At 59.9% G+C, this 21876-nt stretch carries 24 protein-coding genes; 11 read left to right on the forward strand and 13 right to left on the reverse strand.

Annotation, left to right across the window (positions count from 1 at the left end):
* The first annotated feature begins 322 nt into the window (after window positions 1-322).
* From ACZ7MF_RS03450 to ACZ7MF_RS03500, 11 genes are all read left to right on the forward strand, one after another.
* Window positions 323-742: a hypothetical protein gene (locus ACZ7MF_RS03450; RefSeq protein ID WP_471474229.1), complete on the forward strand. Its 420-nt coding sequence runs from the start codon at window positions 323-325 to the stop codon at window positions 740-742.
* A gap of 445 nt (window positions 743-1187) precedes the next feature.
* Window positions 1188-2807: a YfjI family protein gene (locus ACZ7MF_RS03455; RefSeq protein WP_471474230.1), complete on the forward strand. Its 1620-nt coding sequence runs from the start codon at window positions 1188-1190 to the stop codon at window positions 2805-2807.
* Window positions 2808-2827: 20 nt separating this feature from the next.
* Entirely contained in the window at window positions 2828-3313 is a 486-nt protein-coding gene (locus ACZ7MF_RS03460) for a hypothetical protein (RefSeq protein WP_471474231.1), read from the forward strand.
* Window positions 3310-3825: a hypothetical protein gene (locus ACZ7MF_RS03465; protein WP_471474232.1), complete on the forward strand. Its 516-nt coding sequence runs from the start codon at window positions 3310-3312 to the stop codon at window positions 3823-3825. The genes ACZ7MF_RS03460 and ACZ7MF_RS03465 overlap by 4 nt, the downstream gene beginning before the upstream one ends.
* Window positions 3826-4049: 224 nt before the next feature.
* Complete coding sequence (locus tag ACZ7MF_RS03470; RefSeq protein ID WP_471474234.1) at window positions 4050-4391, forward strand: hypothetical protein; 342 nt, start codon at window positions 4050-4052, stop codon at window positions 4389-4391.
* Window positions 4388-4702 carry a hypothetical protein gene (locus ACZ7MF_RS03475; protein WP_471474235.1) on the forward strand — a complete coding sequence of 105 codons (315 nt, stop codon included), beginning with the start codon at window positions 4388-4390 and terminating at the stop codon, window positions 4700-4702. Before ACZ7MF_RS03470 ends, ACZ7MF_RS03475 begins: the two co-directional genes overlap by 4 nt.
* Window positions 4702-4929, forward strand: a complete 228-nt coding sequence (locus ACZ7MF_RS03480; RefSeq protein WP_471474236.1) for a hypothetical protein — start codon at window positions 4702-4704, stop codon at window positions 4927-4929. Before ACZ7MF_RS03475 ends, ACZ7MF_RS03480 begins: the two co-directional genes overlap by 1 nt.
* 285 nt (window positions 4930-5214) lie before the next feature.
* Window positions 5215-5559, forward strand: a complete 345-nt coding sequence (locus ACZ7MF_RS03485; RefSeq protein ID WP_471474237.1) for a histone-like nucleoid-structuring protein Lsr2 — start codon at window positions 5215-5217, stop codon at window positions 5557-5559.
* A 58-nt stretch (window positions 5560-5617) separates the two neighbouring features.
* Window positions 5618-6127: a hypothetical protein gene (locus ACZ7MF_RS03490; protein ID WP_471474239.1), complete on the forward strand. Its 510-nt coding sequence runs from the start codon at window positions 5618-5620 to the stop codon at window positions 6125-6127.
* A gap of 71 nt (window positions 6128-6198) precedes the next feature.
* Window positions 6199-6501, forward strand: a complete 303-nt coding sequence (locus ACZ7MF_RS03495) for a hypothetical protein (RefSeq protein ID WP_471474240.1) — start codon at window positions 6199-6201, stop codon at window positions 6499-6501.
* 181 nt (window positions 6502-6682) lie between these two features.
* Entirely contained in the window at window positions 6683-6889 is a 207-nt protein-coding gene (locus ACZ7MF_RS03500) for a hypothetical protein (protein WP_471474242.1), read from the forward strand.
* 606 nt (window positions 6890-7495) lie between these two features.
* Here the strand turns inward: ACZ7MF_RS03500 and ACZ7MF_RS03505 are convergent.
* The 13 genes from ACZ7MF_RS03505 to ACZ7MF_RS03565 all read right to left on the reverse strand — a co-directional run bounded on the left by ACZ7MF_RS03505 (window position 7496) and on the right by ACZ7MF_RS03565 (window position 21869).
* Window positions 7496-8374, reverse strand: coding sequence for a peptidoglycan-binding protein (locus tag ACZ7MF_RS03505; protein WP_471474243.1), 879 nt, complete (start codon window positions 8372-8374; stop codon window positions 7496-7498).
* A gap of 11 nt (window positions 8375-8385) precedes the next feature.
* The gene (locus ACZ7MF_RS03510) at window positions 8386-8679 is read right to left on the reverse strand and encodes a hypothetical protein (protein ID WP_471474245.1); all 294 of its coding nucleotides are present in this window, start codon (window positions 8677-8679) and stop codon (window positions 8386-8388) included.
* 66 nt (window positions 8680-8745) lie between these two features.
* Window positions 8746-10167, reverse strand: coding sequence for a glycosyl hydrolase family 28-related protein (locus ACZ7MF_RS03515; protein WP_471474246.1), 1422 nt, complete (start codon window positions 10165-10167; stop codon window positions 8746-8748).
* 209 nt (window positions 10168-10376) lie between these two features.
* Entirely contained in the window at window positions 10377-11480 is a 1104-nt protein-coding gene (locus ACZ7MF_RS03520) for a hypothetical protein (RefSeq protein WP_471474248.1), read from the reverse strand.
* A gap of 4 nt (window positions 11481-11484) precedes the next feature.
* The gene (locus ACZ7MF_RS03525) at window positions 11485-12870 is read right to left on the reverse strand and encodes a siphovirus ReqiPepy6 Gp37-like family protein (RefSeq protein ID WP_471474249.1); all 1386 of its coding nucleotides are present in this window, start codon (window positions 12868-12870) and stop codon (window positions 11485-11487) included.
* Between the two features lie 11 nt (window positions 12871-12881).
* Complete coding sequence (locus tag ACZ7MF_RS03530; RefSeq protein WP_471474251.1) at window positions 12882-13790, reverse strand: phage tail domain-containing protein; 909 nt, start codon at window positions 13788-13790, stop codon at window positions 12882-12884.
* A gap of 105 nt (window positions 13791-13895) precedes the next feature.
* Window positions 13896-18734 (reverse strand): hypothetical protein, encoded by a 4839-nt coding sequence (locus ACZ7MF_RS03535; protein WP_471474252.1) that lies wholly within the window; start codon window positions 18732-18734, stop codon window positions 13896-13898.
* 8 nt (window positions 18735-18742) lie between these two features.
* Window positions 18743-19096, reverse strand: coding sequence for a hypothetical protein (locus ACZ7MF_RS03540; RefSeq protein WP_471474254.1), 354 nt, complete (start codon window positions 19094-19096; stop codon window positions 18743-18745).
* Between the two features lie 53 nt (window positions 19097-19149).
* Window positions 19150-19464, reverse strand: a complete 315-nt coding sequence (locus ACZ7MF_RS03545; protein WP_471474255.1) for a hypothetical protein — start codon at window positions 19462-19464, stop codon at window positions 19150-19152.
* Window positions 19465-19563: 99 nt separating this feature from the next.
* Window positions 19564-20178, reverse strand: a complete 615-nt coding sequence (locus ACZ7MF_RS03550) for a phage tail tube protein (protein WP_471474257.1) — start codon at window positions 20176-20178, stop codon at window positions 19564-19566.
* A 57-nt stretch (window positions 20179-20235) separates the two neighbouring features.
* Window positions 20236-20601, reverse strand: coding sequence for a hypothetical protein (locus tag ACZ7MF_RS03555; RefSeq protein WP_471474258.1), 366 nt, complete (start codon window positions 20599-20601; stop codon window positions 20236-20238).
* Between the two features lie 17 nt (window positions 20602-20618).
* Window positions 20619-20981 (reverse strand): hypothetical protein, encoded by a 363-nt coding sequence (locus ACZ7MF_RS03560; protein ID WP_471474260.1) that lies wholly within the window; start codon window positions 20979-20981, stop codon window positions 20619-20621.
* 309 nt (window positions 20982-21290) lie between these two features.
* Window positions 21291-21869, reverse strand: coding sequence for a phage gp6-like head-tail connector protein (locus ACZ7MF_RS03565; RefSeq protein WP_471474261.1), 579 nt, complete (start codon window positions 21867-21869; stop codon window positions 21291-21293).
* Window positions 21870-21876 lie beyond the last annotated feature (7 nt).

Genomic DNA, 21876 nt, shown 5'->3' on the forward strand with positions numbered 1-21876 from the left:
TCTACCTGGTCCAGTGGTCGTGGCGCACGGTGCCCGTCCGGCACATGTTCGGACTGGAGATCGAAGGGGAGGCAGAGTGAGTGCCGTCAAGGCATGGCAGGAGGACGTGAGCACGGCTCACGCGGTCGCGTGGGAGGCTGCCCAGCTCCCGCGTGCCTCTGAGCGGCTCCAGGGGCTGAGAACGCTGTTTCAGACCCTGGGGGAGGTCGCCAACGACTACGCTTGCCCGCACATCGCGGTACGTGCGCTTGTGCGCGAGGCAGTCAAGGCATACGGAATGGGCCGACAGGTTGCCCTGATTCTGGAAAAGGTGGGGGTCTAAGTGGCACTCGGCATTGACGCGACACCTGAACAGGTAGCGGAGGCTACCGGCGTCGCCCTGTCGGATATCGAGATTGATCGGGTGTCCCTGGTTCCGACCATTGACGGGATGCACTGGTGGGACTGGGCGCATGCCATGCTGGAAATGCCCTTGCCTCCCGCCATAGAGACGACTCGGGCTATTGTCCGGGGTGAGCACACGATGGCGGAGGCTCAGGAGTTCACGCGACGACATGGCTTCAAGTCGTATCGCTTCAACGGGGAGTCGCAGCGAAAGTCAGAGCTGCGGGAGGTTCACGTGAACGTCAACGTATGGGCGCACAATGGTGCTGCTGTCGTATTTGACGACGAGACCGGACGTATCAGCGTCCGTCCGTCCAACCGGCCCCCCTTCTACTATGAGGGGCGCAAGAGTGCCTAAGCGTCTCTCCCGAACTGAGCTGAAAGAAGAGGCTCAGGAAGCCATCATGGACGCACTCTCCATTGCGTGGCATAAGTACTGGAGCATGGAGAATCGCATACCCGACACGCAACAGGAAGAGTTCGACGCGGTATTGCAGCGTGAGGCTAACCGCGTGGCCCGGATGTTCGGGTATGAGTCAGTGAGAAGAGAGGGATAGCATGCCGGGTAGGCCGGTAGGACTGGAAGTCACATACAAGTGTGACGAATGCCGGGAAGAGTTCACGGTCTATCAGACCCTGGACCCGACCAACGTTGAGATCACGATGCATCTCCGTGAAGAGCATGAGGATTGCCCCAAGGGCTGAACCTCCGTGTTCGGGCGCCGGATTCCGGTCCGGCTCCCGTTCATGGACGCTCACAACCCTGGTGAGTGCCAGTGCAACGGCTACAGGAAAGGGGAATAGTGGAAACGCAGTCGCGTTTCGAAGACATGGCATACGGGCCGATCGGCAAGGAAGTTCAGGCCGTAATGCCCTACACGGAGGCGGACCCTATCGGGGTGTTCGCTGCCCTCCTTGCCCTCTTCTCGGCAGGGGTCAACGGGCACGTGGTGCAGCCTGGCGGGCGCCCTACGGTCGTCTGGACGTGCCTTGTCGGCCGGTCGGGTACCGGCATGAAGGGTACGGCCAAGGAAGCGGCAGACCACATCCTGAAGCCTGCTATGGGGGATTTCCTGGACGTACACCTACGTTCGGGTATCTCCTCTGGTCCGTCTCTCGTGAACGCCTTGTTCGAGCAGCAGGAGAAGAGCGGGACCACGGAAGGCGGGCCGGACAATCGCCTGATCATTATTGAGGAGGAGTGGCAGAACCAACTTAAGCGCACGAACCGCTGTCCTACCTTCTCAGGTCACTTCCGTACCGCATGGGACGGACGCATGATCAGCAACACCACGAAGGGCAACAAGCCGGGGGAGCGGTACGAACAGCGGGTAGACGAACCGCTGTTGGGATTCCACTCCCACATTCAGCCCGGGGCGTGGGGCAAGTTCATTTCCAACACGGAAGCTCTCGGCGGATCATATAACCGGATTCTTCCCGTGCTGGTGAAACAGTCCAAGTTCCTGCCTGAGCCGGAAGAGGGGGAGGAGCGGCCCATCTTTACCTACGTGCCGACTCCCGCTCTGAAGCGTGCGTACGAATGGGCACGCAAGGAACAGCGCGTCATGTCTCTGAGTGCTCCCGCACGGAAGCGCTTTGACGAGATGCGCATGGAGTACGCAGAGAAGTTCTCGGATATGCCGGAAGTCCTGGCGTCATTCTTCGAGCGCTCGGCAGAACAGGTGAAGCGTGTTGCGTCGATCCTTACGGCTGCCAACCGGCGTACGAGCATCACACGTGAGGCTGTAGAGGCAGCACGGCATTTCGTCGACTACTCGATTTCGAGTGTCGTACAGCTCCAGCGTGAATTGGCGAGTGACTCAACTCGTACCGTCACGCCTCTTGATGAGCGAATCCGTCGGTGCCTCCGTAAGCACGAAAACCACCAGGCTTCCCGGTCGACCGTTTACCGGTCTGTCGGCGCCGGTCGTTACAGTGCGGCTCAGGTGGAGGCGGAGGCGCGGGCAATGCCGGACGTGGAAGTATTCGAAGTGCGGGACACGAAGCGTGCGGGAGCCAAACCGACTTACTTCCGTCTGATCACGGAGGACCAGGAGGCGCCCGAGGCTGAGGCATCCGTGCCCGGTCCCCGACCGGCCGAGGCGGAACAGCTCCTGAATCTCTACGCGGAGTGGGCGGGCCAGGAGGGCAACGCAGGCAAGTCCCTGAGTGACTTCCTGGCGTCCGTTGCCCAGCCGTCCCCGGCTCCTGCTAAGAAGGCGCCTGCGAAGCGCTCTGCGGCCCCCAGGAAGGCCACGAAGGGCACGGCTAGCAGCTCGACCACAACGAGCACCAGGACCAGGGGGACGGCAGCCAAGACGACGGCTGCTAAGAAGGTCACGGCCAAGCCTGCCAAGAGGACGGCTAAGAAGTCCGTACCGGCCCCCGCTAAGAAGACTGCTGCGGCAGTCACGAGTAACTGAACACCAGGAAAGGCATAACGATGAGCAACGAGCCCACCATGTATGGCGTCAAGATCCCGAACGGCCTCATGGAATGGATCTCGGAGACCGGCGTCTTTCTGGGGGAGGACCCGGCCGAAAAGCCGGTCGTGGGCGAGGAGTTGAAGGCGCTCAAGTGGGGCCCCAAGGGCGCCGCTGGAGAGGTGAGCCTGTACACCCTCGGCTGGATCGCGGACCAGACGGCGAACGGCTACTTGGAGCGGGACGACCTGAAGTCGGCCGCCCGTAAGGCCGGACAGGCGGCACTCGACCGTTACGCGGAGGCGTACGAGAAGGGAATGGAGGAGGAGAAGGCCAAGCAGCCGGAAGGCACGGAGGTTGACGGGGTGGTTATCCCCCTGTCGGTCGGCGTCCCCATCTATCACGTGCGGGACAAGGAAAGGGTTGTTGGCTTCCGCACCCCGGACAACGGTTTCGTGACCGCGACGGAGGCGAAGGCGAACCTGGGAAAAGGCGGGAAGTCGTGAGGCCAGAAGACGGGCTGAACGACAAGCAGAGGGACGGACTTCGTCAGCTTCTTCTCGTATACCCCGTAAGCGTTTCGAAGGGTACGGGACTACACCTAAGTACGGCCAAAGCCCTGGAAAGGTTGGGGCTGGCCGAGACTAAGGAGTACTGGGAAACCATTTGGCGAGGGGGAGTGAACAACCATGGTTCTGAGCGGACGTGGGATGCATCGCTCACGCCGGTAGGTATTCAGGCAGCGCTCAGGCTGGGCTACAAGGTGCACGAGCCTGGACGTTGTTACCTCCGGGATTCCTGCGAAATTCACACGCCGGATCACCCGGCAGCCCTGCCCATTCCGACCCTGGATGAGCCCCTGAAGCCTGAGGACGTACAGGAGTCCCTTCCCGGCCTGGTCCTCCCTGAGGACACCGAAGAGGCGAACCGTGTGATTGAGGCATACCGCGAACACATGGTGAGTCGACCCAAGGTCCGTCTCGAAGACGTGCCCGGCCTACTCAAGTCCAGTGAGTGACCTAGACCCGAGCAACCTGCACAACCCCCGGACCGTGCTTGACATAAGCGGGGACTGGGGGGAAGCGGTAGACCTCCTGCACGACTACGCAGCACGGCTTACGCGGAAAGGGCTCACAAAGCGGTACGGGGTGTCCCTGGAGAAGGTGAGGGACACCCGGTACCGGGTGACAGTCTGGCAAGTTGTTCTTATCGACCGTTGGGCAAAGGGAAAAGGGTACAAGGGTGAGTGAGCAGACGTTGCGCTTTCCCGTCTTCCTGAAGCGGGAGGACTGGGAATACCTGATCTCCGGTTGGGAGGCCAGGGCGAGACGGATACGGGCCCGGAAGTCCTGGGACCGGTATCAGAGCATCAACCAGCAAGTATCGGTCGCCATCTCTGATGCGTACGAGGAGAAGGAAGGGGACTGGAAGTACGTTCTGTACCTGTCCGCAGACGATTACGAGTACCTTAGGGAGTCGACAAGGTTCGTCCCTAAGGCGAGCCGCAACAGCGGAGCGGCTCAGAGAGTCGACAGGGAATTCAGTGGGGCATGGGGAGATGCCCGAGAGGTGGAGGACGAATGAGTATTCCCGAGGGAGCTAAGCGCGGCTCCCGCAGCATCACGCTTCCGCGTGAGGTGGTGGACAAGGTCTTTTGGCTGGCCGAGCACCCCGGAAGCCTGTACTTGGATGAGGAGCCGTACAAGTCGGTTGCGGCCCTCAACATCGGGATCTGGTACGAGGGCGCCGTGTACGGGATCGTCCTGGAGCTGGACGGCAGTAAGGCCGAGGTCGCTTCGTACTGGGGCAGTAGTCAGCTCCAGGTGGTTGGCAACAACCTGGCCAACGATGAGCAGTTGGCGGCTTTGGTGAGCCGCTGGAAGGTGGGGCAGTGATGGAACAGCGCAAGTGCCTGAACGCGGCTCAGGGGGCCTGTCAGGGACCCGTGGAGGGCCGTCCGTCGGCAGCCGGTACCGGCACCCTGATTTGGCGCTGTACGGCGCACGCCAGGACGGCTCAGGAGCGGACCGAGGCCATTCGGTCCCGTTACCCGGACTCCCCCAACCCGCCCGCCTGGTTCGACCCCTCGGCAGCCGGTGAGCGCTGGGACGACGAGTACTGATGACCCCCACAACGGGGGGACCGGGGGGCCGGATCATTCCGGCCCCATCGGGGATGCCGCAGACACGGCCGGTCAAGAGCCGTGCCGTGCAGGGGAGATACTCCCGGCTCTGTCGAAAGTGGGCCTATGAAGCCCAGCGACAGGAGCGGGACGCGTGCAACGTGCACGTAACAACCGAATAAGTTTCACGCATACCTACCAAGGGCGTTCGGCAAAGAGTTAGCCGGACGCCTTACGTATGTGATTCCATGCAGGCAACGAACATCGCAGATTGGAAGTAGAGACATGGCTCAGCGCGTCATTACGGAACTGGTTGACGACCTGGACGGCTCGGAGGCCACCGACACGCTTACCTTCGGTCTGGACGGCAGGACGTACGAAATCGACCTGAACGACGCTCACGCCGAGGAGCTGCGTTCCTTCCTGGAGGCGTACGTGAAGGCCGGTCGTCGGATCGCAGGGGGACCGGGCCGGAAGGCGACGAGCACGACCACCAGGAGCACGGCCAGCGGCCCGAAGCAGGACACCGGCGCCATTCGCACCTGGGCGAAGGCGAACGGCTTCGAGCTGGCCGAGCGTGGGCGCGTCCCGCGTAACATCGTGGAGGCTTACGAGAAGGCCAACGCGTAGCCAAGAAGGGGCCGACAGGTTAGGGGCCCATCAAATGGGCCCCTAGGGAGGGGAGTTCATGACAGCGACCATGACTCAGGCTGTACGCAGGGCGCTGGAGGGCTCTGAGGAAGTTCCAGCATCCAAGTACGCCCACGGCTACACCATCCGCAGGGTGAGTAACCAGATCACAGAGGTTGGGTGGAAGTACAACCCGCGTATCGGGGGGCCTGTAGGCCCTCAGACGTTCCACGACATGAGGCGACGCGCGTTGTCGGCGTTGTCCTCTACCTTGAAGGAAAGCGGCTGCGGCCTCACATTCCGAAGGAGTGAGCTGACCGGAGAGGGGGTGGCCCTTCTTGCCCACCCTGTGGGTTACGAGGCCACGACCGATGATCTGCTGGTAAGGCTGGAAGCCGCCTTGGAGGTCGTTCGGTACGAGGCTGAGCAGCTCGCAGAGGACGGAATCGGCTGGGGCAAGCCGGCAAAAATCGGGGGCCCGGTCCAGAGGGCCGCTTGGTACCACATCGCCATTCAGGAAGCTGAGGCAGTCTTGGGAACTCTGACGGCCAAACGCTCGAAGTCCTGAGAACCGCCAGCATTTGTCAGCCCCCGCCCTCATACTGGGCGGGGGCTGGTTTCGTAGGGAGGGCAAGAGCAGTGCAGACCGAAGTGCAGTACTTCATCAGTGCGGCAGCCGAGAAGTACGGAGCCGTATACGCGTCTATCCTCGCGGAAATGTGCGGGTTGGACTATCGCACGGACAGCCTGAGTCGGACGGCTCAGCGTCAGCAGCGGGCCAGGGTAGACGGGTACAGGCAGGCTGCCGTCCTCGCCCTCTGGAAGGCTGAGTACAACGAGGTCGAAACGCGAGAGCAGGCGGAAGAGATTCTGAAGATTCACCGCAAGCTCTTCCGAGAGAACAAGCTGAAGGATGAAGCGGAAAGGGCGTCTTGGGTGTGAACTGCAAGTGCGGCGCCAGGACATATATGGGGCATCTTCTGGCCGTTGTCCGGGGGTACCCCGGACACACGTACAAAGGAATCACTAGCCCTGAGCCGGTGGACCCCTGTAGTCCTGGTGGAAGTTGTCGGTGTCCCGCAGGGGACGCCGACTGTGCACGGAGCGAGTGAAAGGCAAGGAAATGAAGCGCACGTTCCTGAACCCTGAGGACGCGTACAAGTCGATTGAGGAAGCCCTGAACTTCCTGGAGTCGATTGGCGAGGAGCCCCTGAGGGGCTTTCACTCCACGTCCTATTGGGGTAACAGCGGGATGAAGGGGGAGAGCGGTACCGTCCTTCGGGACCGGGACACAAACGTCTGGAAGTACGAGCCGAAAGAGGGCCGGTGAGCGAGGAAGAAACCCCAGTCCCCCTCTCGGAGGGGGTCAAGTGCCCGTACTGCCCTGAGGGCGTCTTTAAGTGGCGCACTAGGGTGCAGCGGGATTCGTACGGGAGGGAAAGGCAAGTCAGTTGGTGGAGGTGCAACAAGTACCACCCCGGCAAGCGCATGTCCCTCTGCTACTACCCGGAAACGGCCGAGTTCCATAACGGGTACTGGGCTGTGATTCAGGGGCGCGTTAAGGTCATCCCGCGCTGAGGCACAACGCAAAAGAGCCCCCCGGCTGATGCCGGGGGGCTTTCTTGTTTTCTCTCTCACCCAAGGTGGACCCCTCCACCTAAGGTCTACTTGCCCCCTGAGACCTCAGCCTCAAAGGGGGAGTCCTGATACAGGGCCTGAACGGTCTTGGTGTCCTCATGGGTGGCCACGGCCACACCGACACCTAGAAGGGCCGCAGAAGCCGCTAGAAGGGCTTCCCAAGCCACGTTCGGCCATACCAGGACAAGGGCAGGGACGAGGGCCGCTAGAACTGCGTAGATGCGAGCCCCGTGCTTAGAAAGAAACGAACCGATAACGTTGATACTGCATCACCTCTTGATGTGGGAATCCCAGGGGGTTAGCTGAACAGGCGCTTCCAAGTCTCTGGACCGGGGTAACCGTCAGCGTCGCTGCCAGTCCAACCCTGAGCCTTCTGGAAAGCCTTAGTTGCCGACCGGTCTACGTTGGTCCAGGACGGGCCAGGACCGACCTTGTAGAAGTAGCCGTACCCCTTCTTGGTCAGAGCCTGTCCAAGCTGCGTGACGTACTTGTTCCGAGCGCCAGGACGGAAGTACCCACGTCCAGGGAAGGCCGGTACGGACGGCTTGGGCTTGCTCGGGGTCGGCTTGGAAGGAGTCGACGGCTTACCCTTGGCGATGGTCGCCTTAATGTCCTTCCGTACGTCGTTCATGTCCATCATCTTGCCGGACGCGTAACCGGGGTCCCACTTACCTGGAGAGCCCCACTCACCGTGCCCAATGACGCTCTGCTCATTCCAGTTGTGGAAGTCGCAGATAGCCGCAGACAGGAGCTGAAGAGTCTTGTACTGGGCATCGGTCATCTTGTGAGAGCCGCTGTACCAAATTTCAACGCCATAGAAACGGGCGTTTCCGTCGGTGTTGGACTCGTCGTCGTGGGGGATCGTCTTCTCGGCGATAACCGCATCTAGTACGTCATCGTCACCTAGGCCAGCGTGATTCGCTCGACCCCAGCCGATCATGTGAATGGCGCCGTCCTGGTCCAGGCCGAAGTGACAGAGCGGACCAGGAAGGGCCTCATAGCCGTTGTAGAGAAGCGCTCGCTGGTCCTTGGCGTCGCTGCCCGTGTGATGGACCATGAGGCCGTGTACGGGGCCCCAAGCGCCCTTGTGGTTTCGGTTGTGGTTCTTCCAGTCGCGGTATTCCTTGACGGGAACACCAAACTTCTTGAGCTGCGACAGGATCTGTGCAGGAGTCATAGGAGTTGCCATTAGTCAGCCTCCGGGGTTGGTGGATTCGTCAGCAGCCGGTAAGCGGTTAGCTGCGTGGGATCGAGAGAAGTAAGCAGCGAGATAAGGCGCCGGTTGTCACGCTCAATCTGCGTGAGGCGCTCCTTAATCTCCTTCAGGTCGGTCTCTAGTCGATTCGCTCGGGCCGTCTGTGCTTCGGCCTCTTCCTTCCAGACCTTTGCCGTGTTGGTGCGGAATCCCGCAGCCACCACAACGACAGCCGCAATCACGACCGCTACAGGGCCCATGTAGGAGAAGAACTCAGGAAAGGACATGGGGGGCTCCTCAGGGCAGGAGAAAGGGCCCTGAGACGCTCCCAGGGCCCTGACGTAGAGACAGGCTTAGAAAGCCTGCACGCGGTCTTCTGCGTAGTTGTTTCCGGCGTTGGTGATCGTGGACAGGAACGTCACTCGGTCGTTCGTGCCCTCCTGGAAAATGCCAGCCGTAAGGCCGTGGAGATAAGCGCCGACAACCGAGATATCCCGAGCCCAGGAAATCTTTACACCGTACTCCGGGGACGTATTGGCGGTGCCTCCGTCATCCGTTCCGACATAGCAGCCAAGGCCGCTGACAATGACTGGAGCACGGTTATATAGGGCCAGGCCGGCATACCCCCCGCCCCCCGGTCCCCCATTACGTCCATCACGCCGAGTATTTAGGCCCGTGATAATGAAGGGGCCATTGCCGGTCGCGTCTACTCGTACGCCATCCCAGCCATTTCGGTCGGTAGTGCAAGCGCTCATGGTCATGCTTCCACTACCCGGCCAGTTCCCCCACTCACCAGTGATGTGGAAGCCATAGCTACCGCACCACTCAACACGGCAACCCTGAAGAATCGAGTTGGCCGAGTTGCTGATACGGATACCCGTACCCCAGCAGCCAATTACCTGGCAGTCGGTCATGGTGAGGTCGGTCTGACGCTCAAACACAATGCCGTCCGTGTGGCAGTTGTCGACCATGACACTGGTAAGGCGCCACGAGTACGGCCACTCTTCCTTGGCGTTGCTGGCGGTAGTGATTCCGTGGTTAGGCATCTTTCGGATACATACGTTCTGCATCACGACGTTCTGAACGTTGCCCTTGGCGAATACCCCATCAAGCGTGCCAGTAGGTACCTTGGAGCCGTCGAGCATCAGGTTAAGAATTCGCTGTTCGCCATTGATGGCAGGGTGGGTGCCGTCGTTGTCGCCAATAATCTGGATCATGGAACCGGTAGTGAAAGACGGGGCAGCCTGGATATAGCAAGGGAAGTCTTCGTCAACCATGCCCGGACCAACCATCAGATTGGAGTGCGAGCCAAGGAGGGTTACACCCCGTGGGAGGTCGAGAGGCGCAGAGATGATGTAAACCCCTCGGGGGAAGTACACGACTCCGCCAATGTCGGCCGCGTTGATGGCTGCCTGAATGGCTGCCGTGTCGTCTGACACTCCGTCCCCCTTGGCCCCGAACTCGGGGGCCTGGACGTTCAGCCAGTCGAGAATGTCAGGGGGAGTGAGGACAGGTACCTGATCCGTCGGTACCTTGCCGTTCACGTCCAGGGTGGCCAGTCCGCCCGCCTTGCCCCGCATGTTGTCCAGGTCGTTCAGGACAGCAGCTCGGGACCCGTGGGGGTCATCAGCCGCTGTATGGGCCTGTAGCCGGTCACCAACGTCTGTTGCGAGGATTGCTACCCGTGCCCCTCCGAAGTCGACGTAGAGGCGCTCTGCGGGCCGTACAGCGTCCGGCCCGAGGAAGGCCGGGATCATGCCGTCATCGTCAGCCACGAGACCGGCTAGAGGGCTGCCGTCCATGCTTACGAGGTCGGTTACCTGGGAGGCACCCTCAGAGAGTCCGTCCCAAACAGTTCCTGCGGCTCCTGGTACTCGTGCGCCGGACAGGTCTTCAGCAACGTCAGCAGCGGTGCCACCGAACATAAGTCGAGTCATCCAATACCCTCCTTGGGCATAAAAAAGGCCCCGTGGGGGCAGGGTGTTTAGCCGGTTGGCATCTCTGGTCGGTATGCCGAAGCTCCGAATTCGTCGGTCTCGTAGATTCCCGAGATGACTAGCTCTCCCTTGCGAGGGAAGATGCCGATACCGTCAAGACCTGTGTTGGGTGCGTAGTCCCTGTTCGGGTAGTACAGCCATGCCGTGGTCTGACTGAAGCCGCCTTGGTTGACCTTGGCCGTGATATCCACGAAGTTCGGGATCGCTGGAGAGTTCACAGACCCGTTGTTGTAGAGGTGGCCATTAAGAACCTGTCCCGTGTATCCGCTTGCAGGTACAGGAAGCTTGACGCCGATCGTCCAGTAATCCCCAGTCACCTTGTAGTCAGAGTTTGAGGTACTGACGAAACGCGAGGAGAAGTAGACGATGCCTGGAGCGATGTAGCGGAAACGGCCGGACCGAGTGGCCGGGTTTGTGATGCCTACAAGGCTTGGGGTGTAGGTGCGGGTACGGCCTAGGTCACGTGCGTTAACAGTGCCGTCTCGACCGACGAACCCTTCCCACTGCGTGTCTCCGCCGTTGCTGTCTACGTCGTAGTAGAAACTCCCCTGAGGTAGGTGCCCGGCTCCAGGAGTGGCGTTCCACGGGAAGGAAGCCCGGTTAGGGGTGTCGAACGGCATCACGCCAGTGACCGAGATGGAGGCGTTGTTAGCCCCCGAGTCCACCAGGAACAGGGGGAGTTCCCACAGGCCACCAGCCTGCTTGCGTACTGGGGGAGGGCTCGGAGTGGCAGCAGGAGTGCCGGTCACAACAACGATGTTCACGGAACTCTTTGCCATGTCAGCCTGGATAACGACGAGATCCTTACGGGGAAGTGCCGTCGCGTTTCCTGGGATGGTGACCTGTAGAGAAGCCGTAAGTGTGTAGTAGAAACCACCCACCCAAGCCTTACCCGGCCGAATGGTTAGGGTGCGTCCGGAAGTGGTCGAGTTAAACGGCAGAGTCGATGAGGCATAGCTTCGGCTAGTTAGCTGAAAGTCAACTCGATCGCCGCCCCAAAGATGAGCCATGGCTTGCCACTGTGTCTGAGAGACAACGGCAGACCCGCCATTCTCGTTGCCCACATTAAACGGATAACTGATTTCTGCCATTGCGTCACATCCTCGCCTGAAGCCGATTCAGCTTGCGCTGCATATCGGAAACCGTCTTGTAGAGGTTCAGGGGCTCTCCTGTCCCTTGTTCGCCAATTTTTGGGCTCACGTCTTGCACGTTGCCCCCGTCGTCCACTGAGACGACGACTTCTCTCACCACGTCCGTATATTCGGTGCCATCAACCGTGACCGTGACGAGATCCCCGACGAAGTAGTCCTTACCGAATTGGCAGTCTGGTGTGTCGATCGGGTAAATCTGGAAGTTGCCGGTTCGCTGCCCCTCATTAAGTGCGCTTGTCGCGGCTTCCTCAACTACGTTCAAGTAGTACTGAATAGCAGTAGGCTTCGCCTGCTTGATTGCGTAGACCACGGCATCGTATTCCGGGTCCGTGTCGGGATCTCCGGCATTAACCGCGTCCTCGTACGCCTTCTTGGCTAGACGAAGCTCCTCGGTCCATTCCTGCCCATCAGGGTTTACGCCGATATCTTCCCAGCCGTTATCCATGATGGTTGTAATCAGGTCCGCGGCCCCATTCTTGCCAAACTTCAGGGGGACGTCTCGACGGTCGATGAACGTTTCTATGGACATATCCCACTCGACCTCAGCGGCCGTATCAACCTTCTGCCAAACGAAACGATCCTTACCGTCTCCCTGACAGCCGACCACAGCCCTTGTCAGCTTGGGGGCATTAAGAGTCCAGATGAACTCTCGCAAGTTGCCCAGGTCTGCGGAAAAGCGGACCTCTCTGGACAGGTCACGGAAGGGGAAGACCTTGAAGTCAATAACCTGCGTGTCGGGGTTGTAAATGAACCTGTAACCGATCTTCTTTGCCTCGCACCACTCTTCCAGCTTTGTGGAAAGCACGTCGTAGCGAAGAGAGTCGTTGATGGTCCCCCCGACCCCGTTTGGCCTGGTCCCAAAGTTGAGACTCGCCAAGCGCCTGTCAGCCACGGCCCCGGACCCCAGGTTGTTACGTACGAGGTCCCACACGGCCTCAGCGGCAGCCCCGTCAACCGTGTAGGCAGTTGGCCCCTGGTACTGGGCGCTAATGGCCCTAGAAGGGCTAGGGAGGCCAAGGCGCCGAGCGGTCAGCCCGTTGTGGCACTTACCCGCGATGTAGAGGCTTCCTGGTCCCGTGTGCTGTAGCTTCGTCCAGTACTTTTGGAAGGTATCCACCTGGCCTGAGAGAACGGGCGTGGAAACTCCGTCCTGCCAGATGACAACTCCGCCGCCCTTTTCAATGAGCTTGGACTGTGGAGTGTCGTCCTTGATAAGGAGCTGCCAAGTGCCCTCCTGACGGAGCCTCACAGTGAAGTCAAGCGAGATCCATTCATCAATCTCGCCCACCCGCTTAAGGTTCTTGTCGATGACCTCAACGCGATAACCCAAGAGGGACCCCCTTACACGAAAGACGCGTACCGGGGATGGAATGTCAGAGTGACTGACGCGTTACCCGAGCCGGTTACGACAGTGATATTGGCTAGCGTGTCGCCAGGCTGGACCCCCCAGAACTGCGGGTTGGTGTCGAGCTTGGCCCAATAGTTGGTGCCCTGGTCGTCCTTTACGGTCTTCTTTCCGGGGCGTGTATCAATGGTTAGTATTCGCCCAGCCGGCACAGCATCTGTGCCGTCAGACTGGACCGATGCCTGAAGGATTTCCCCAGCTGGACTCTTGAGCGAGAAGGACCTAATCGGGCCCTCTAGTTCCCATACAGGCCACGCCTCAATGTCGCCTGGATTGCTCATGACGAGTCCGGCCCCGTCACCACCCATCACGCCACGGCTGATCTTCATTGGGAGGAAGCTTGCAGTCGTGCTTAGGAAGGTGTCTCCACTACCAAAATCCCATCGGGTGGAGGTGGGTCGGTCTTGGTAAAACCAGGGGTCCATGGCAGTGAACTGAAGTCCGTACTTAGTCCAGGTGAAGCCGGAAACGTCGGTACCCTCGGCACCCTCCATTCCGCCCTTGTAGTAACAGGCGATCTGACGCGTCTGGTTATTGCCCTCGGTAAACCGCAGATAGCAGAAGCCGCGGGAGGGATTAAGGGCCTGGAAGAGTTGTCGCTTCAGTTGGTTGATGTGCTGTCGATCGTTGCCCCATATGAAGACAGGGAGCATGATTTCCCGTGCCGAAGCACGAGCAGAACGGAATATGGACCCGTCCAGGTTTGGCGAGTCGTCACTGAAGAGCAGATACGGGGGCATGTCCAAACCGGTAGCCCCCGGCTGCATGAAGATGTTCGGCCAAGTATTGTCCCTGGGCGTGCTGGTGAGGGGGATTACCTCCCCCTCACCGTTCTGCCCAACCACACTCACGACCGTACGACTCCACCTAACCGCTACCGGGGGTGGAGGGGTGACAACTGCTGGGGGTGCCGGTCTATATCGAACCGGAATCGGCATAGAGCCTCCTCCTTACAGATTCGTGTAAAGCGCCTCCGCAGTCTGAAGAGCCCTCATCACTGCCTGAGGGGTCGTCTCGTTGCGTGCTTCGTGGATATGGATTTCGTACTTGGTTCCCAAGAGGGATTCGGTGGTCTCGTTGTCGATGACCCGTTCACCACCACCAAAGGCCACGATTTCGCGGCCCTTCTCGCCCACCATGGCGAGGCCAGGAGAAGCGGAAAGGGTGCCGGTTGCATAGCCCTTGTTGCCAGACAGAGCCGAGCGCCAATCGGAGTACCGATGGGTTGCGTAGTTCAGTCCGGCATAGATGTTCGCCAGTGGGTTAGTGGAAGTCCCGTACTGGAATGGGCCGACCTTGCGGAACGGTCCTGCCCAGCGCTGGAAGGTCGGACCGATAACCTGCATCAGACCAACCGAGGGAGTTCCCATCTTCCAGTTGGAATCCCACTTGTTGACGATGTTCGGGTTGCCTCCGGACTCGACACCAATACGGTTCAGGACCAGAGACAGCGCGTTAGCCGGTAGGCCAAGCATTCCCAGTGCCTGAGCAGCGACAGGGGCCCAACGCTGTACGTTGTCGCCCGAGCCAGGGTTAACCATTTGCTCAGCCAGATCAGGAATGTCAGCGGAAATCTTGGAGCCCGACTCGAAGTCAAACAGTCCCTTGGTGTTCGGCATGGCCTCACGGGCGTTAGCCATGAAACCGTCGAACACACGGCCTGCGTAACCAAGAGGGGAATCCTTGATCTCCTTAACCGTGTCGATCATTCCAATGATGTTGTTATACGAGCCGGAAACAATGTCTCCGATATCGTCAAACAGCCCAGTGAACGTGTCGAACGGATTGGTCACAGCATCCCAGATAGAGCTTAGGGAATCCGTCACACCGCTAAAGAGGTCGTCCCACACGCTTTCCAACGTGTCCATGGAGAACACGTGGCTCATGTAGGTCTTTCCTCGGGAAACGATGTTCCCCGAACCCTTCCAAACGTCGTTCCAGAAATACTCTCCGAGGGTCGGAGCAAGAGCCCCACCTAGAATGCCTGCGATCTGTCCGACACCAGACGGAACCTTCTTTAGAAGGCCCCATACGTCTTCGGTCATCCAGTCGTACATTCCACGGAACTTGGACGCACCCTCAGAACCGCCTAGACCTGCTGCATGATCGCCGGTCCGCAGGATGCCATTCTGGACGCCTCCGCCTAGACGGTCCGAAGTACCGTCCATCTTCATCGTCTTCAGAAGGGCCGTGCCGACAGGCGCAATGTTCTGCAGGTCGAGCAGTTCAGTGATGTTGTCCAGGCTGAACTTTCCGCCTCCACTGCCCGAGGAACCTCGGGCATGCCGAGAAAGCTGACCACGAATGGCCATAGCGTTCCAGGTGTTAATAGTGTCGGCGCCCAGGTGGTGAGTTACCTCCGGGCGTAGAACAGCCTCACCGGGGGAGAGGACGGCAGGAATACTGTCTACCCATGGCGAGTATCCGGGCATGACGCCATACATTGAGACGTCAGCCTGAGTAGCTACACCACCACGGGCATTCCCCTTGCCGTCGTTGTTCTTCTTTCCGCCCCCACCTCCGCCGCCGCTTCCTGGCGACCTCTTGGAGATGCTGTCTAGAGCTGCGTCGAGTCCCTCAGCCTGCTTCTTGGCGTTCTCTAGAGCCGTCTTCAGGTCATTGACGAACTTGTTTAGCTTCTTCAGTGACTGGTCGGACAGGATCTTGATACGGCCATTCAGGGAACCGGTACCGGTCTTTGTGCCTACCTTCTTGTATGCCTCGTTCGCGGAACTGGTGACCTTGTCGAACCAGTCCTTCAGACTGCGGAGGCTCTTGCCCTTCAGAGTCTCGACGGAAGAACTGACGTTCTTGGTCGCCTTGTTGGTCGCATTGGCGGCATTGGTTGTGTTGGTGAACTCCGTACGGAGAGAAGAGAGCGACTTGCCATTCAGGTTCTGTACGGCAGTGCTGGTCTCGTTTACCTTCGCCTTGAGTTCCCCGACTCGCTTAGTCGTGGTCTCGATCTGCTGTGCACGAAGAGAACCAAGCTTCCGCCCGTCAAGGGTCTTAACCTCCGCAGAGGAGTTCTTGAGGGAAGTCGTCAGCGCATCGGCGCTCTTCTTGACCTTGTCTAGCTCCTGGTCGAGCTGGGTGAAGGTGGCACGGTTGAGCTGCTGTGCCTGCTGCTGGGCTCCCTGGAGCCCCTGACCGGCCTGACCGGCCGCACCCTGCACCGTGCCGTTGCCCTGGCCCGCCAGGGCGGCAGTGATCTGCCGCAAGGACTCACGGTTGACGTCCTGGATCTCCCGCTGAAGCTGATCAGACGCCTCCTGGGCAGTCTGGATAGCTTCCGTCAGGGCCCGGATCTCGCGCCGTGCGCGGTCGTCGGAGGACTGCTGCGTGTTGGCCCCTACGAGCCTGTCTACGGCCCTCCGGACAGGGCTACGGGCATCGCCCTCACGCTGGCTTGCTCGGGTCTCACGGAGGGCTGTACGGCCTGCCCGCCGAGCCTCCCGCCGAGTGCCCCCGCTGTCACGGGTCTGGCGCCGAGCCTCAGAGCGAGCGTCCCAACGGTCGGTAGCGTCCTGTGCCCGCTGACGGCTATTGCGCACTCCGTCATAGGCACCGACAGCACCACGGCCCACAGCACGAAGAGGAGCAAGGGCCTTAGCCCCAATTCCCAGTACCTTGCCGAACAGCTTGGTTGCCAGGCCTACAGCAAGAATGAGCGGACCCCATGCAGCAAGGAACTTGCCAACCTGCATAGCGAGTTCACCCAGACCGGATTCCTTCAGGTAAGACGCTGCCGTGTCCACCATGTCCGTGAACTGTTGGAGCCCCTCTAGAAAGGCCTCTAGGAACTTCTTCACGTCAGGCGAGTACTTCTTGGCCATGTCTTCCCACTGGTTGAGTAGGCCACCCTCGTACTCGCCTGTAGCAGTAAGCTCCCCATGTCGGTCGCGCTTCATGACCTGCTTGCCCATTAGCATCTCGCCAAGTGCGGTGTACTCGTAAGCGCCAGCAGGGCCCGTGTCATCAGCGAAGAGCGTGCCCAGCTCGAATACCGCACGTTCCTTCATCTGCTGGAGTCGGCCGGTAATCGTGGCGTTAGTCATTGCCGAAGCCGAACCAATGGAACCACCACTGGTGTAAGGCCCGTACTTCTCGCCGTACTTTCCAGGGTTCCAGTAGTTCAACATCGAATTCATGATCTGAGTACCGGACACGCCGCCACCCTTAGCGGCAGGCGTACCAATGACCTTCCACATTTCCTCTGCGTCCTTGAAGCCAAGGAGCTGAGCAAGCTCAGAGGCAGGCATGCCGGTCGCGGCTGCAAGCTGCTTGACATTTCTGGTAGGCGCCCGGTCCATATCCATGATCATGTCTATGGCGTACATCGCACGGCGGAACTGATCGGGATTCAGGTTTCCCGCTCGGGCCATCGAGTCGCCGATAGACATGATTAGGTCAGTGGTCTTCTCGGCTGCCGAGTTTGCAGCACCAATCCGCTTACCCGCATTGTCGCTGTACCAGTTCTTATCAGCACCAGCAACAGAGCGAATGAGCTTCATTTGATACTCATGCATAACGTCGATCGAGAACGGCGTATCAATGGCGTACTGCTGGATCTTGGTCATTTGCTGCGTCGATGTAGCAGTGGAGACACCCGCAGACGAAAGGCCGAGCTGACCGAGCATGCGCTTATCGGCGCTCTCGACACCAATAGCCGTCAGAGCGCTACCCACAAGAGCTAGAGGAGCGAGGAAACGAGTCGTCAGAATGTTTCCGGCCTCAGTGATCTGAGTACCTAGCTCATGGAACCATGTACCGGTCTTCTTCAGACTGGTCTCGACCCTCTTGAAGTAGCTTTCAGTCGTGGTGCCCGTGGAAGTGATGGCGGTATTCAGCTCCCGGATACGGGAGCGGTGATCGGCAATGGTCTGCCGCAGTCCTGCTATCTGATCCTGTCGGGCCAGGCGCTGAGCGGCAGCCTGAGCACGGATATCCGCAAGGGCCTGCTGATGTGCTGCCCTCTGGGCAGCCTGCGTCTGCCGGATAGCAGCCTGGTTGCGCCGCTCATTCTCCGCATACGCCGCTGCCACCGTACGGCGCCACTGCTGCTCTTGGGCGGCAGTCTCTGCGGCTTCACGGCGCTTCCGGCGCTCATTCTCTGCGTATGCCTGTGCCAGCGTGCGACCCCACTTGATCTCATCATTGTGGGTCTGCTGAGCTTCCTTGCGCTTACGCTTCTCGTTCTCGGCGTAAGCCTCGCGGATCATCCTGTTGTACTGAGTGACGGCCTTAGCCGTCTTCTCCGCCTCGTTCCGCTCTTCGCGGGCGGCCTTCTCGGTTGCCCTCTCACGGTCTCTGGCGAGCTTAAGCCGATCCTTTTCAGTGGCAGCCCACACCTTGGCCGTGTCCTTGGCTGCCTTCTCCTCAGCCGCTACGGTCTCCCGCAGTGCCTTCTTGGTGGCCGTGGAAGTCTTCTCGACAAGCTTTACCTTCTGCTTCTCGCGCTTCTGCGCCTCTAGGAACCGGTCTGCGGCCTCTCGGCCGTACTGCTTCGTCAGTTCCTTGGCAATGCGGGCAAGCTTCTTCTTGCCGTCCAGTGCTTCCTTCTCGGAGGCGTCCTTAGCCTTCTTGGCCTGCTTCTGGACTTCCTTGGGGAGACCGGCCAGCCCTTCAGCAACAGCCTTGTTGGCCTGCTTGCTGGCAGCCCGACCAATCTTCTCCAGTTCCTGAGTGATCTTCGTGCGGAGTTCCGTCATGTCCTTCTGCTGGACCTTCGGAACAATCTCTACGTATCCAGTACCTACCTTGATAGGTCCACGTCCCGACTCAGCCATGGGACCTCCTAAAGGGCGTTCATCTGCCCGAAGAAGGCCGTGACCTCCTCGCCGGTAGCGAATACAGGTTCAGGCTCGGGCTGTGGCTCCGGAGTGCCGGGCCTCGTAACGGGAATGGGAAGTTCGAGATCATCAGTGGAAGAGGCGTTCGCCTTGATGAAGAGGAAGTTAGAAAGCTCAAGGGCGTCAGATACCCGAGCAAGGAGATAGTTGGACTCGGGCCACATAGCCCGTTCATCCATGGCCATAAGGAGCGTGCTCCTGCCAGGCTTTTTCATGAGGGAGTCCACCAGGACCCCCACACGACGGAGAGACAATCGTCCACGCCACAAGTCGAGTAGATCGACGTTGAAGAACTCCAACAGATCAGCCTCTAGCTCATTGTGGAACTCTCGGATGACATGGACGATGGCAATTAGTTTCCCTGGCCTTCACCCCGGCCCTGAGCCTCACTCATGGCGTCCATAAGGCCGTTGAAGTCCCTCAGAGTTGGGCCAGTACCCATGAAGCGTGCCCACTGCTCATCACCTAGGACGATGGCGATTACCTCGATCTCGTCACCGGTCTGGTATGCCTCTAGAGGCCAGTCGAGCGGGTGAGGGACCTCGAAGGACTGCCCCTTGAACTCGAACGGGGTTGGCTTCTCCTGCGCCTCATTCTGGGAGGCCTCGACCTCGGGAGCATCCTTGGGCGCAGTCTTCTTTGCAGTGGTCTTTCGTGGAGTGGTCATGGGGTCTCCTGGAAAACGAAAAGAGGCCCGTAAAGGGCCCCGCGGTTTGGGTAAGAGAGAGTGCCGGGGGCGTAACCCCGCCCCGGCTCGGGGCATTACTTACGGAGTGACGGCCTCTACAATGTCGTCATTCGTCAGCACGTAGCCGATAGTGCCGCTGTAATCCATGGCTTCCATGGTCAGCTCGTACTTACCGTTCTCGGTACGCGAGAGCTGGATAGCACCTCGGTCCGAAATCATGGCGCGAGGAATCACGCAGCGGTACCGCACAGAGTTCTGCTGCCAGTCCACGACAATGGAAATTTCCTTCAGCTCTGGAGTCGAGCTGAGGTCCAGCCGGTAAGTGCCGGTAGGCGTAGGCACGCCCTCTACGTCCTCGGTAACCTCCACCCACTCAGAACCCCAGAAGAGTTCCGTAGTGACCTCGTTGGTCTCCTGAAGCGTTGCCTTCACAGAGAACGAAGCCGACTGGACGTTATACAGAACGGGCATTGCAGACTGCCACGCGTTCACGGCCTGCGTCTCGATAGCAGGGGTAAGGGTGACGCCCCCCTCATCGACATAACCGAGTGCCTTGTAACCGGTCGGTACCGTGTCCGCTGTACCGAGGTCAGTTGGTGGAGTCGTGCCACCAGCGGAACCAGCCACGGGAGCCGGGGCAATGTAGATGTTGCCGTTAGGGGCAAACCGAATCTTCTTGGCGTCATTGGCCATAGGGCCTCCTGAGGGCATAAAAAAGGCCCCCAGGAAGGGGGCTAGGAAAATGTGGGATCAGGCGGAGGTGTAGAACACGGCGACCTCTCCGCCATACATGTGCTCACGAGAGGACTCGTCCGGGTAATAAGCCGGAAGGGCGATATCCTCAACGTCCAGGACCAGGGCGCCGGCCACTGCCTTTCTGGGCAGTTCCTCAAGCAGCTTCTCTCTCACGAGAAGGGCGAGATCGATACACGCCTTACGGTCTTCGGAGTATGCCGAGTACTCGATATCTGCTCGGTCCATGGAGTCCCGAACAACTCGGTACCCACCTGAGTGCTCCAGGTAGACCGAAGTAGCTCCCGTGACGTGTTCTGTCATATCGCCGATCGGTGCACCCTCCGGGATATCCGGCTGGTCTCGTAGGAAGGTAATCACCACTTCAACAGGGTCTAGTTTCATTCGATCCGTGCCTTCAGTAGTGCCCCCTTGAGCCAGCGTCGGCCGGGGTGGCGACGGCCGGACGGGTCAGTGAAGCCGCGCTCTAGGAGCATTGCGTGACGTACGCGGTCGTTCGCCTCCAGGACGACACCGCCGTACCAGCCGTCTCGGTCCATTGCGACTACACCGTCAATGTTTTCCCGAATGGAGTTCCAGGAGCGGCTAAGGCCGGTCCCACGACGAGGAGCGTCACCCTTGGCGTATGCCTCAATCTTCTTGACGGCTATGTTCAGGAGTTCCTTAGTCCCAAAGGACGTGTAAACGTCCCGCTCCCAGTTACGTCGAAACACGACCTTCGTGCGGGCGTCGGGCTGCATCATCGAATAGCCCTCCAAGCAGTCAGCCGAATGTGCCTGCGGGAGGTCTGCGTATGTCGGCGGGGGTCTCCGTCAACCTCGTAGTCAAGGCCGTTGATACGTACTCGGTCCTTGTCCGACACAACAGCGTCGAGTGGGAGGAAGACTGTTAGCCGTTCTTGGGAAATGTCTCGGTCGGGGGAGTAAGCCTCATATGCCTTGTCCGGCTGAACGGAGCCGAGTCCGGACCAGACCTTGACTGCCTTGGACCAGTCAGGCCGGGATGTGTAAACGCTCTTGCTGTCAGCGCTCGTACGCCAGACCTCTACAGGGTCAGTGGCCGTAAACATAGGGGCCCTCCCTCCGGAGGGTCAGCACGCCAACACCACGGCGCCGGTAGGCGCCCAGAGCCGACCTGGTGAGCCCAGAGAGCGTCTGAGTGCTGGAAGCACCCGTGAACTCGACCTCGACTTCCCCAACCCGCTCCCTGCCGATGCCAGGGGCCACAGAGAGCCAGCGGACAACCTCTGAGCACACGACGGCTACTAGGCCAGCGGGAGCTACAGGGAAGCCCCAGGAGGCAATCACAGTGACCGGGCCCTGAGGCCAGTACCAGGAGCCGTCAGTAACGAGCTGCTGTCCGTCGAAGGTCCAGCCGGTTACGGCCTGGCCGTCGGCCTGGACGGCCGAGGGGCTGAAGCCGGTGAGGTACCGAGGGGGTACACGCAGCGTGCAGCCGTCCTTGGAGTACAGAGTCAGGGCCTGGTCCTGGCGCCGGTCCAGGTCCCTGCCGCAGTAGTCCTCAATGAGGCCTGTCACGTCTCCGAGCCACTTGGTTACGCGGGTGGTCTCGTCTTCAAGGAGAGGCCGCCCAAGGCGGGCGGCCACGTCCTCAACGGTTGCTAGAGACAATCCAACC

Source organism: Streptomyces sp. NPDC111628, assembly GCF_055635195.1.